This window comes from Flavobacterium arsenatis (genome assembly GCF_031456785.1).
In the GTDB taxonomy this organism is placed as follows: domain Bacteria; phylum Bacteroidota; class Bacteroidia; order Flavobacteriales; family Flavobacteriaceae; genus Flavobacterium; species Flavobacterium arsenatis.
Map to the genome: position 1 here is coordinate 27,281 of NZ_JAVDVI010000012.1, position 12,318 is coordinate 39,598.

Annotated in this window: 9 protein-coding genes; 3 read left to right on the top strand and 6 right to left on the bottom strand. The window is 37.2% G+C overall.

Annotated elements, in window-relative coordinates:
- Positions 1-5: 5 nt before the first annotated feature.
- A complete protein-coding gene (locus J2X31_RS13120) occupies positions 6-1,121 on the bottom strand; it encodes an NAD(P)/FAD-dependent oxidoreductase (protein WP_310027271.1) in 1,116 nt (371 codons plus the stop codon).
- A 443-nt stretch (positions 1,122-1,564) separates the two neighbouring features.
- Here J2X31_RS13120 and J2X31_RS13125 point away from each other — a divergent pair, with 443 nt between their 5' ends.
- The 3 genes from J2X31_RS13125 (at position 1,565) to J2X31_RS13135 (ending at position 7,311) form a co-directional block, all read left to right on the top strand.
- Complete coding sequence (locus J2X31_RS13125) at positions 1,565-3,469, top strand: S9 family peptidase (RefSeq protein ID WP_310027272.1); 1,905 nt, start codon at positions 1,565-1,567, stop codon at positions 3,467-3,469.
- Positions 3,470-3,582: 113 nt separating this feature from the next.
- Positions 3,583-4,779, top strand: coding sequence for a C1 family peptidase (locus J2X31_RS13130; protein WP_310027273.1), 1,197 nt, complete (start codon positions 3,583-3,585; stop codon positions 4,777-4,779).
- A gap of 108 nt (positions 4,780-4,887) precedes the next feature.
- On the top strand, positions 4,888-7,311 hold the full coding sequence (locus J2X31_RS13135) for an ATP-binding response regulator (protein WP_310027274.1): 2,424 nt from the start codon (positions 4,888-4,890) through the stop codon (positions 7,309-7,311).
- On the opposite strand, the gene J2X31_RS13140 is transcribed toward J2X31_RS13135, so the two are convergent.
- From J2X31_RS13140 to J2X31_RS13160, 5 genes are all read right to left on the bottom strand, one after another.
- Positions 7,303-8,640, bottom strand: coding sequence for a sigma-54-dependent transcriptional regulator (locus J2X31_RS13140; protein ID WP_310027275.1), 1,338 nt, complete (start codon positions 8,638-8,640; stop codon positions 7,303-7,305). The two genes, J2X31_RS13135 and J2X31_RS13140, sit on opposite strands and share 9 nt — an antisense overlap.
- 126 nt (positions 8,641-8,766) lie before the next feature.
- Positions 8,767-9,060 (bottom strand): hypothetical protein, encoded by a 294-nt coding sequence (locus J2X31_RS13145; protein ID WP_310027276.1) that lies wholly within the window; start codon positions 9,058-9,060, stop codon positions 8,767-8,769.
- A gap of 262 nt (positions 9,061-9,322) precedes the next feature.
- Positions 9,323-10,669: an acetyl-CoA carboxylase biotin carboxylase subunit gene (gene accC / locus J2X31_RS13150; RefSeq protein ID WP_310027277.1), complete on the bottom strand. Its 1,347-nt coding sequence runs from the start codon at positions 10,667-10,669 to the stop codon at positions 9,323-9,325.
- A gap of 108 nt (positions 10,670-10,777) precedes the next feature.
- Complete coding sequence (gene accB, locus J2X31_RS13155) at positions 10,778-11,263, bottom strand: acetyl-CoA carboxylase biotin carboxyl carrier protein (protein WP_310027278.1); 486 nt, start codon at positions 11,261-11,263, stop codon at positions 10,778-10,780.
- Between the two features lie 34 nt (positions 11,264-11,297).
- Positions 11,298-12,287 carry a beta-ketoacyl-ACP synthase III gene (locus tag J2X31_RS13160; RefSeq protein WP_310027279.1) on the bottom strand — a complete coding sequence of 330 codons (990 nt, stop codon included), beginning with the start codon at positions 12,285-12,287 and terminating at the stop codon, positions 11,298-11,300.
- Between the last annotated feature and the right edge of the window lie 31 nt (positions 12,288-12,318).

Genomic DNA, 12,318 nt, shown 5'->3' on the forward strand with positions numbered 1-12,318 from the left:
GGAGTTTATTTTACCAGTTCTGCCAATTCTGTTCCAATCAAACTTCCAATTGCCACTCCCATTCCTCCTAACCTCACACCACAATACACATGTTCGGAAATTTGCTCGACAATGGGGTTTTTGCTCGAACCTATTCCCATGATGCCACTCCATCGGTGTTCAATTCTGAAATCGGTGTTTGGCAAAATTACTTCTTTTAGCAATTGCTCCAATTTATTTTGGATGATTTCTGTCTGTCCGAGTTCGGTTGTGGTTTCGCCTTCAAAATCGAGGTTTCGGCCTCCGCCAAATAATATCCGGTCGCCAATATTTCGGAAATAATAATAGCCTTTGTCCAAATGGAACGTTCCTTTGATGTCAAGATTTGGAATTGGTTGCGTGATTAATACTTGAGCTCTTGCTGGTTTTACGGCTCCATTGGTCAAGGAATTTGCAAATCCGTTGGTGGCAAAAAGTAGTTTTTTGGTTTGGAAGGTAAAATCCGCGAGTGCTACTTCTACTCCATTTGCATTTTCATTATAAGACGAAACGGTTTGCTGGTTGAGAATCAAAATATCTTGCGAAATCGCCATTTTCAATAACGCCTGCATCATATTTCCTGTGTCGATTTGGGCTTCAAAAGGATTGAAAATCAAATAGTCATTGACATTCTGAAAGCCAAAACGGTCGATTTCTTTGTTGAAAACATCGGCTTTGAAAAGTGGCTTCAATAGTTCATTTACAAAAGGCATTTTCGAAAGGCATTCTTGAAAACCGTTTTCATCGTTCTTCAAAAACAATTCATATCCGCCATAAGGTTTGAAGTCTATCGTAGTGTCGCCCAATCTTTTTCGTAGCAATTGCAAACCCTGCCAGCGTTTTTGAATCAGGTTTATAACTTCTTCCTCTGAATGTGATCTTAAATCATCAATGATTTCTGAAAGGCTTCCGAAACAGGCAAAACCTGCATTTTTCGTACTTGCTCCTTGCGGAAGCATTCCTTTTTCGAGCACCAGGATTTTACTTTCTGGAAATTTTTCACGAAGTCGCAAAGCGGTATGAAGTCCGACGATGCCACTTCCAACGATGGTGTAATCAACATTTGTGAACCAGTTTTTGAGTTCCCAATAGCTTAGATTCATTTGGTTTTATTTTCTAACAAAAATAAATGATTTATTTCTTTTTTGGTTTTGTATTTGAGAATTGTTTAGTGTTAAATCCCCTGAAATAACAACAATTATTTTAGGTTTTTTGTCATTCCGACGAAGGAGGAATCTCAACAATATAGAGCAACTAACGGAGATTGCTTCGCCAGTTCGCTTCGCTCGTGTCCTCCTCCGTCGGAATGACAAAATCATGGAGGTTGATTCGTAAGTTTGCTCGCGTGAGGGATTGCAGTGGAAATCCTTTTCTTTTTTTTCTTTAAAAAAGAAAAGATTGTAACGGAAAGCCCGACAGCATTTTCAAAAAGGCTATGGACAAACTGGATTTGCCTTTTTGAAAATGGTGACACGCCCTAATTATCGTGATTGTTTGAGGTTTTGGTAAATTATAAGTACTTTTAAGGCCTTATAAAACCTGTGATATGAACAAAAAATTATTGCTTTTAACCGTGATTATAATGAGTATGAATGCTGTTGCACAAAATGTAATGACACCTGAATTGTTGTGGAAACTGGGACGTGTTGCTCCACTTGGGATCTCGAAAGATGGAAAAAATATCGTTTATAAAGTTTCGATTCCGTCGGTTGAGGAAAATAAATCGAATTCTAAGTTTTATACGGTTCCTGTGAATGGCGGAAATGCGGTTGAAGTGAAGGATTATGAGTCGCTTTTGAAGGACAAGAATGTTTCGGCTGATGGGAACTATATTTTGTATTCTGAAGAAGTGAAAATTGAAAAAGTGCTTGGAGAGGATTTTTATCCGGCTTTGGACAAATCGAATGTTCAAATTTATGACGCTTTGGATTACCGTCATTGGGACACTTGGAACGAAGGAAAACATAACCACGTTTTCTATAAATCGACGGCCGAAGGTGCTGTTGGAATTGATGTTTTGAAAGATGAACCGTTTGATAGTCCACAGAAGCCTTTTGGTGGTGATGAGGATTTTATTTGGTCGCCTGATGGTTCGAAAATCGTTTATGTTTCGAAGAAAAAAGTGGGAACTGAATATGCCATTTCAACGAATACGGATTTGTATGAGTATGATTTGGCATCGAAAACCACCAAAAATTTAACCGAAGGAAATTTGGGTTATGATACTGCCCCACAGTTTTCGCCTGACGGAAATTTGACGTGGTTGCAAATGAAACGCGATGGTTATGAAGCCGATAAAAACGACATTATCGTCAACTTTAAAGGAATGAACCTGAACTTGACTGCTAGTTGGGACGGAACAGTTGATAGCTTCACTTGGAGTGCTGATGGAAAGAAAGTATATTTTTTGGCTCCTGTTGACGGAACAAAACAACTGTTTGAGGTGAATTTCCCTGGCTTGACTAAAATCGCCATCAACGTAATTCAACTTACAAAAGGTGATTTTGATGTGAATGATATCGTTGGTTTTTCAGGTACTTCGGTGATTGTAACCAGAACAGATATGAACCACGCCTCGGAGATTTTTTCTTTTGATTTGAAGAAGAACACTTGGAAACAATTAACAAAAGTTAACGATGAAACCTACAGCAAACTAGCTTTAAGCAAAACCGAAAGACGTTATGTTACTACAACAGATGGGAAGAAGATGTTGGTTTGGGTAGTGCTTCCGCCGAATTTTGATCCTAATAAAAAATACCCAACTTTATTATATTGCCAAGGAGGACCACAAAGTGCCTTGACACAGTTTTATTCCTTCCGTTGGAATTTTCAGGTGATGGCTGCTCAAGGGTATATCATAGTTGCACCAAACCGTCGGGGAATGCAAGGTCACGGTGTAGAATGGAACGAGCAAATCAGCAAGGATTGGGGCGGACAAGTGATGCAGGATTACCTTTCGGCAATTGATGATGTAGCAAAGGAAAAATATGTGGACAGCAAAAGATTGGGTGCCATTGGTGCGAGTTATGGAGGCTATTCTGTTTTCTATTTGGCCGGAATCCACAACAACCGTTTTAAGACATTTATCTCACATTGTGGTGTTTTCAACCTAGAAAGTATGTATGGCACAACCGAGGAAGTCTTCTTTAATAATTGGGACCACGGCGGTGCTTATTGGGAAAAAGACAATGCTGTTGCTCAAAAGACTTTCACACAGTTTAACCCTATCAAAATGGTAGAGAAATGGAATACGCCAATCCTGATCATACAAGGCGGAAAAGATTATAGAGTTCCAATCGGGCAAGGTCAGGAAGCGTTTCAAGCTGCTCAATTGAGAGGTGTTAAAAGTAGGTTTGTGCTGTTTCCTGAAGAAAACCATTGGGTTTTGAAACCTCAAAATGCCCAGGTTTGGCAAGGGGAGTTTTTTAAATGGTTGAAGGAGACGTTGTAATTATTTTGAAAGTTTCTTCTTTCAAACCCACTAAAATACTGTTAAAATAGTCGTTTCCTTGTAACAATCGCTATTTTTAAGTCACTAATTCAAAAATCTAACAACTTACAACTATGTATAAAAATTCTATTCGCCCGTTTGTTCTTGCAGCTGCTTTATTTGCAGGTTCGGTTTCGGGATTTGCACAGGATAATCTTGTAAATGCATTAAAAGTAAATGCTAGCGATAATAGCAAAGCTTCCTTTAAATTTACCGATGTAATCAACCTTGAAAATACTTCTGTAAAAAACCAAGGTTCCTCTGGAACGTGCTGGAGCTATGCCGCCAATTCGTTTATCGAATCAGAAATGGTTAGAATGGGCAAGAAACCGGTTGAAATTTCTCAAATCTATTCGGCAAGAAATACCTATATCGAAAAAGGAAAAATGTATGTTCGCATGCACGGTGCCGTAACCCTTGGAGATGGTGGTGCTTTGCACGATGTAATGAACATGTATAAAAAATACGGTGCGGTTCCTCAATCGGTTTACACAGGTTTGAATTATGGTACCGATAAAAATAAATTCGGTGAAATGGCTGCTTTAACGCAAGGTATCTTGGAAGCTGTAGTAAAAAATCCGAATGGCGAGTTAACGCCAACTTGGGAAAGAGCCTACACGGCCGTGATTGATTCTTATCTAGGTCAAGCTCCGAAATCTTTTGATTATAACGGAAAAAAATATACTCCTGAGAGTTTTGCCAAGGAAGTTATTGGCATCAATCCTGATGATTATGTAGAAATTTCATCGTTCCAGGAATATCCTTATTATACAAAAAATGTGCTTTTGGTTCCGGACAACTGGTCGTTTGATCAAGTGTATAATGTGAAATTGAACGAACTTACAGACATCATCGACAACGGTTTGAAAAACGGATATTCTGTGGCTTGGGCCGGAGATGTGAGTGAGAAAACATTCAGCTGGAAAAACGGTGTTGCTTTTGTATCCGACAAAAAATTTGATGACATGACAGCCGAAGAAAAAGCAGACTTGTTTAATGGGCCAAAAAAAGAACAGGTAACCACAGAAGAAATGCGTCAGAAAGCATTCGACAATTATACTACAACTGATGATCACGGGATGCACATCGTTGGGATTTCTAAAGATCAAAACGGTAAAGAATATTACATCGTGAAAAATTCTTGGGGCGAAAGCAACGACTACAAAGGGTATTTGTATATGACCAAAGAATTCGTGAAATACAAAACAACTGCAATCATGGTTCACAAAGGTGGAATTCCTAAAGAAATTGCAAACAAATTAAAAGTATAATCTTTTCCGATTATCCGCTTTAAATCCCGACTCGTTCGGGATTTTTTGTTTTTCATATTTTAACAAATTATACAAATTAATCCTTTTTGTAATTTTTATCTTTGGATTATGGACAACAAAAAAAGCTATATTCCGATAAAAGTATTTGTCAGCTACCTGGCTTTGGCTACATTGGTTGTTGTTGCGGGATGGATTTTATATACCGAAAACAGGGTTTTCTCTTCTACCGAAAACAAACTCGCGTCAGAGAACAACAAGATTCTAAAAGTCAGCAATTTGCTTTCAAATATGTACAAGACGGAAAGTTTTTCGAGGATTACCATACAATCCAATTCTGATGTGGATTTTCGAAACTACTTGATGCAGACCGATTCGCTCAAAGCTGAAATTGATTCGCTCAAGAACCTCGTTCAAAATGACTATCAGATTACGTTATTGGACAGTGTGAAATTGCTTCTTTCCAAGAAAACAGCTAATATTCAACAACTTAGCATCATTAAAAATCAATCAACAGATGATGATGCCGTTCAGAAAGCCATCAATAAAATTTCCTATATGGAAGGTACTTTGAGAAAACTAAATCTGAATGATTTCTTCAACGATCCTTCTTCATTGAAGGATTATGAAAAAAAAGTATATTCGGATTTTGTGGATTACATGAACGAAAATATTCCGAGCGACAACACCAATACTTTGAGCCAGAAAGTGCTCGATTCGATGCTTATTGCTTCAAAAGCGGCCTTGAGTGATGTGGTTAGAAAAACTTCCAAAAAACAGGAGTCCTTAAACATTCAGGAAAATGAATTGCTGCAGAACGAACTTTCGATTTCCGAACAGCTCCGAAAAATCTTGAGTGTCATCGAGAGGGAAATCATCATCAATACCACAAAAAGTAATGCCGAAAAAGAAGCCGCTTTAAATAAAACCAACAAAGTAGTAACAATTGCTGCAGGAGTTGGATTTGTATTGACCATCTTTTTTTCGATCTTAATTCTGAGCGATTTCTCCAAGACACAATCCTATAAAAACCAGCTGGAAATTGCCAATTCTAAAACGGAAACATTGCTAAAAAACCGTGAACAATTGATTTCAACCGTCAGCCACGACTTGAAAACACCGTTGAGTACAATTGTCGGATATGCCGAATTATTGGGCAATTCCGACCTCAACAACAAACAATCCTATTATACCAAAAACATCAAGGGCTCGTCTGAATATATTTCACAACTCGTTCAGGATTTGCTTGATTTTACCCAGATTGAAGCCGGAAAAATAACCATCGAGCACATCCCGTTTTCATTGAAAGAAATCGCTATTGAAGTTGGAAAAAGCATTCAATCGGTTTACGAACAAAAAAATCTGGAACTCATTCTTGACATCGATAAAAAATTCAACCAGCGAATTGTTGGCGACCCTTTTAGATTGCGACAAGTGTTGACAAATCTTATTGGAAATGCCTTCAAATTCACCGAAAGAGGTTTTATAAAAATTGAAGCCAAAACATCTGACAATAAGGCGATAATAAGGGTTGAAGATTCGGGAATTGGAATTGAAAAAGACAAACAGCAACTTATTTTTGAAGAATTTACGCAAGCCAATGATGGAATCGAAAAGAAATATGGAGGAACTGGATTAGGCCTGACGATTTCTAAAAAAATGGTTGAAATTTTGGGAGGAAACCTTTCGCTTGAGAGTGAATTTGGGAAAGGAAGTATCTTCGAAATAACACTTCCGTTGGAATTTGAAGATGCCGCTTTCAAAAAAGAAAAGATTACCGAGCTTCCAAAACCAAATAATTTAACCGCAATTGTAGTAGATGATGACGTGAATTTATTGAATCTGACGGTCGAAGTCTTGAAACAACACCACTATAATGTCTTGCATTTTACAGACGCGAGAGAAGCTTTGAAAACAATCAAAACCAAGAAATTCGACTTTATCGTTACCGATATTCAAATGCCAGAAATGGATGGTTTTACGTTTTTAGAAGCTTTAAAAAACCACGAAGACTATCAACAACAACCCGTGATTGCCGTTACTGGACGAACGGATTTTGGAGAACATATTTATAAAAATGCTGGATTCACAACTGCTTTGAGAAAACCCTATTCTCCTAAAATTCTATTGAATGTCATCCATTCAGTTTTTAATGATACAGAAATTTTGATTGATGAAGATGTGCCGGAAAACGGACATGAAAAAGAATATTCATTGACCTCGCTCAAAGCGTTTTTGCCAAATGAAGAGGAAGCTTTAAAAGACGTTCTGATTTCTTTTATTGCTTCAACAAAAGAAAATTTAGACCAATTAGAACAGAGTTTTTCCGAAGATGATTTGCCAAAATTCAAGGAAACCTCGCACAGGATGTATCCAATGTTCAAGCAAATCAAAGCCGAAGAAATAGCATCAATCTTGCAAGATTTTGATTTGAAAACACTTTCCGAAGATGAAATCCGATTCAACCTTGAAGTTTTAAATCTGAAAATTGAATCACTTTTCCATCTCATACAACAAGAAAATAATCTAGTCTAGGTTGTATAATTTCAATTTGTTGTAAAGTGTCTTCCTATTGATTTGAAGCAATTTTGCAGCTTCCGATTTATTATTTTGGGTTTTGGCCAAAGCATTGATGATGGCATCTTTTTCATTATCCGACAATGAAAACTGGGATTCGTCTGCTGTTTCCTGTTGAAATAATTCCGAAGGCAAAACTCCTTTTTCGATAAAATTTCCTTGCGATAAAAGTGTAGCTCTTTTGATGATGTTCTGAAGTTCACGCAAGTTTCCGGGCCATTTATAGTTTTGGAAAATGGTCATCACTTCTGATGAAAATCCGATGATGTCTTTGTTCAATTGTTCGTTTGCCTTTTCAAGGAAGAAATCCGCAAAAATCATCAAATCCTCGTTTCGTTCTCTCAATGATGGAGAATGAATCGAGAATTCATTTATTCTGTGGTACAAATCTTCACGGAAATCGCCTTTTTTCACAGCTTCACGCAAATCTTCGTTTGTTGCAGTAATGATTCTTATGTCGACTTCAATTTCCTTATTGCTTCCAACAGGTTTGATTTTTCTTTCCTGCAAAGCCCTCAAAAGCTGGATTTGATTTTCGTAGGACAGATTTCCAATTTCATCAAGGAAGATTGTTCCACCGTTTGCCGCTTCAAAATAACCTACTTTATCATTTATTGCTCCAGTAAAGGAACCTTTTAAGTGACCAAAAAATTCACTTGCCGCCAATTCTTTCGGAATGGCTCCACAATCTACTGCGATAAAATTATTGTTTTTTCTGATACTGTTTTGGTGGATGCTTTTCGCGATGACTTCCTTTCCTGTTCCACTTTCACCAATAATCAAAACCGACATATTTGTTGGACTAACCAACTGAATATATTCTGCCAGTTTTTTTGAAGCAGGAGAAATTCCGGTAATGAACTCGCTTGTTTGAACAGCTTTTCTTGGTTTTGGAAGAGGCTTTTCTTTTATAACTTCTTCGATAGTTTCTTTTTGAAGTGCATTCGAAACCACCAGCAAAACTTCCTCTGGATTAAAAGGTTTCGAGATATAATCGGAAGCGCCATTTTTAATAGCTTTTACGGCAGTATTTACATCGGAATAACCTGTCATTAGAATCACCGGAATTTGAGGAAACTCCTTTTTAAATTCAGACATCAATTGGATTCCGTCGTAATTTGGTAATCTTAAATCGGTAATAATAAGGTCAAAATTATCCTTTTTGACTTTGTTTTTTGCTTCTTCTGCAGTGAAAGCTGTTTCTACGCTATAGTCTTTCCTTATAAGAAAGTTTTCCAACATCTTACAAAAAGAAACATCATCTTCGACCAATAGGATTTTTGACATGGGGGTTCTAACTTTAGGCTAATATAAAATTATTAAAAAGGTTTTTTCTTAAAAAAGTTCTAAAAAAAAGAGAGACCCACTGAGTGAATCTCTCTTAACAAAAACAAAATCATAAGTTACCCTAACTTATTTCTTAATCCAGTTTCCATTGGCATCTGCATAAACAGTAGCCTTTTGGTCAATAACTGTTATATCTAATCTGTACTCTTTATTTGCATTGACATAAGCTCTGTCAAGAGTTGCATCTGGATAAGAGGTTTTCAAAGCTGTTTTCACGGCTTCTGGAAGCTCTTCTTTTTTAATTTCTTTAAAATCTTCTTGACTAAAGATAATTTTTTCCGTATTTATGATTGGTGTTGAAGTTGCAAATATGGAAAAACTTCCTAAAATTACTGCAACAACTAAAATTAATTTTTTCATGATATGGGGGTATTTTGAATTATTAATGTTGTTTGATGTTTAGAATAATGAAATTATCGTACCAAAACACGAAAACATCCTATGATGATCTTAAACTACTGTAAACAAAAGGGTTTTCATTTTTTTTCAAGTATTCCTACAATTCTAAAAATGTAGAAAATGGGTATTTGAGTGTGTAAAAATTACCCAGATGGTTGCTCAAACATTTTATAAAAAAACCTCACATTGCTGTGAGGTCTGAATTCTGAAATTGAATATCAATTTATTTAGGGTCATTCATTTTGAAATCGTCCATGAATGCAGTGGTATAATCTCCGGCAACATATCTTGGATCGTCCATCAATTGCCTGTGGAACGGAATTGTTGTTTTGATTCCTTCGATTACGAATTCGTCCAAAGCACGTTTCATCTTGTTAATTGCTTCTTCTCTGGTTTGAGCCGTTGTAATCAACTTTGCAATCATAGAATCGTAATTTGGTGGGATTGTATATCCTGAATAAACGTGAGTATCCAAACGAACACCATGTCCTCCTGGAGTATGCAAAGTTGTAATTTTTCCTGGAGATGGACGGAAGTCGTTGTAAGGATCTTCGGCATTGATACGACATTCTATAGCATGAAGCTGTGGCAAATAATTTCTTCCAGAAATTGGAATACCTGCTGCAACCATAATTTGCTCACGAATCAAATCATAATCAATAACTTGTTCTGTAATTGGATGCTCTACCTGGATACGAGTATTCATCTCCATAAAGTAGAAATTTCTGTGTTTGTCCACCAAGAATTCTACCGTTCCGGCACCTTCGTATTTGATGTATTCTGCAGCTTTAACAGCGGCTTCACCCATTCGATTACGCAAATCGTCGGTCATAAATGGAGAAGGCGTTTCTTCTGTCAGTTTTTGGTGACGTCTTTGAACCGAACAATCTCTTTCGGAAAGGTGACATGCTTTTCCGTAAGAATCACCCACAACTTGGATTTCGATATGGCGTGGTTCTTCGATGAGTTTTTCCATGTACATTCCGTCATTTCCAAATGCTGCAGCAGCTTCCTGACGAGCACTTTCCCAAGCTTTGTGAAGATCTTCTTCTTTCCAGATGGCTCTCATTCCTTTTCCACCACCACCTGCAGTTGCCTTCATCATAACAGGATATCCTATTTCTTTGGCCACTTTTACAGCTTGTTCATACGATTCTAAAATCCCTTCAGAACCTGGAACACAAGGAACTCCGGCTTCGATCATAGTTGATTTGGCAGAAGCCTTATCTCCCATTCTATCAATCATTTCTGGAGAAGCTCCGATGAATTTGATTCCGTGTTCCTGACAAATTTTCGAAAATTTAGCATTTTCAGAAAGGAAACCGTAACCCGGGTGGATTGCATCAGCATTTGTAATTTCTGCCGCTGCAATGATATTAGACATTTTCAAGTAGGATAAATTACTTGGCGGAGGTCCGATACAAACCGCTTCGTCTGCAAATTTAACGTGAAGACTTTCTGCATCGGCAGTAGAATAAACAGCAACGGTTTTGATGCCCATTTCTCTACAAGTCCTGATGATGCGAAGTGCAATCTCACCTCTATTTGCAATTAATATTTTTTTAAACATCTTTTTTTAATTAGAAAATTAGACAATTTGAAAATTAGATAATTATGACTCTTTTGAAGATTCTTGAAAGAAATCTTCAATCTAAAATCTAAGATCTAAAATCTAAAATTAAGAAGGATCTACTAAAAATAATGGTTGATCAAATTCTACTGGAGACATATCGTCTACTAGAATTTTTACGATTTTTCCTGAAACTTCAGATTCAATTTCGTTGAATAATTTCATTGCTTCGATTACACAAAGAACATCACCTTTACCGATTGAAGATCCTACTTCAACAAAAACTGGCTTGTCTGGAGATGGCTTTCTGTAGAAAGTTCCAATAATTGGCGATTTGATTGTGATGTATTTTGAAGTGTCATCAGCTGCAGGTGCTGCTGGAGTTGCAGGTGCTGCTGGAGCCTGCTGAGGAGCCGCTGGGGCTTGTGCCAACGCTTGTTGGATTGGCGCTTGCTGTAAATAAGTGATCTCTGGAGTGTTTCCTTCTAAAGTTGTTCTGATTGTGATTTTCACATTGTCAACTTCTAATTTTACTTCGGCAACTCCCGTGTTTGCTACAAATTTGATTAGGTTTTGAATTTCTTTTAAATCCATGATATCTTATTTTTAGTTATAGTTTGTTCGTTATTTAGTAAGCCCATTTCAAATAGATCGATCCCCAAGTGAATCCTCCTCCAAAAGCAGCAAAAATGATGTTATCGCCTTTCTTGAATTTTTTCTCGAAATCGAATAGCACTAAAGGTAAAGTTCCAGAAGTAGTGTTTCCATATCGTTCGATATTTACCAATACTTTATCTTCCTCTAAACCAATTCGGCTTGCAGTTGCATCAATGATTCTTTTGTTTGCCTGATGTGCAACCAACCAGTTCACATCATCTTTGGTAAGATTGTTTCGTTCTAGAATTTTTTCGCTAACATCAGCCATTCCTGAAACGGCATATTTATAAACCGTTTTTCCGTCTTGAAAAACAGTATGCTGTTTGTTGGCAACAGTTTCGGCAGAAGCTGGAAGAATAGAACCTCCTGCATCAATCTTTAAATATTCTCTTCCAATTCCGTCACTTCTCAAAAATTCATCTTGAATTCCTAATCCTTCATGGTTTGGTTCAAATAAAACGGCTCCTGCTCCATCTCCAAAGATGATACAAGTAGCACGATCCGTATAATCAATGATTGAAGACATCTTGTCTGCTCCAATTAATAATACTTTTTTATATTTTCCTGATTGAATGTAGGCTGAAGCGGTTGACATTCCGAATAAAAATCCAGAACATGCGGCCTGAAGATCATATCCAAAGGCATTTGTTGCTCCAATTTCAGTAGCAACATAAACGGCAGTCGAAGCTACCGGTAAATCGGGTGTAGTTGTAGCAAGGATTACCAAATCAATTTCTAACGGATCAATATTTCCTTTAGCAATTAAATCTTGGGCGGCTTTTATAGCAAGGTAGGAAGTTCCTAAACCTTCTCCTTTTAATATTCTTCTTTCCTTAATTCCTGTCCTTGAAGTAATCCATTCGTCATTGGTATCGACCATTGTTTCAAGGAGTTTGTTTGATAAAACAAAATCAGGAACATATCCTCCGACAGCAGTAATTGCGGCTGTAATTGTACTCATAGGGATGCTTGTTTGTTTTCTGAAAATCGAA

Bases quoted from the DNA above. Each gene is read 5' to 3' on its own strand.
- J2X31_RS13140 (WP_310027275.1), bottom strand. From the start codon at position 8,640: ATGTCAAAAATCCTATTGGTCGAAGATGATGTTTCTTTTTGTAAGATG.
- accC (WP_310027277.1), bottom strand. From the start codon at position 10,669: ATGTTTAAAAAAATATTAATTGCAAATAGAGGTGAGATTGCACTTCGC.
- J2X31_RS13135 (WP_310027274.1), top strand. From the start codon at position 4,888: ATGGACAACAAAAAAAGCTATATTCCGATAAAAGTATTTGTCAGCTAC.
- accB (WP_310027278.1), bottom strand. From the start codon at position 11,263: ATGGATTTAAAAGAAATTCAAAACCTAATCAAATTTGTAGCAAACACG.
- J2X31_RS13130 (WP_310027273.1), top strand. From the start codon at position 3,583: ATGTATAAAAATTCTATTCGCCCGTTTGTTCTTGCAGCTGCTTTATTT.
- J2X31_RS13120 (WP_310027271.1), bottom strand. From the start codon at position 1,121: ATGAATCTAAGCTATTGGGAACTCAAAAACTGGTTCACAAATGTTGAT.
- J2X31_RS13160 (WP_310027279.1), bottom strand. From the start codon at position 12,287: ATGAGTACAATTACAGCCGCAATTACTGCTGTCGGAGGATATGTTCCT.
- J2X31_RS13145 (WP_310027276.1), bottom strand. From the start codon at position 9,060: ATGAAAAAATTAATTTTAGTTGTTGCAGTAATTTTAGGAAGTTTTTCC.
- J2X31_RS13125 (WP_310027272.1), top strand. From the start codon at position 1,565: ATGAACAAAAAATTATTGCTTTTAACCGTGATTATAATGAGTATGAAT.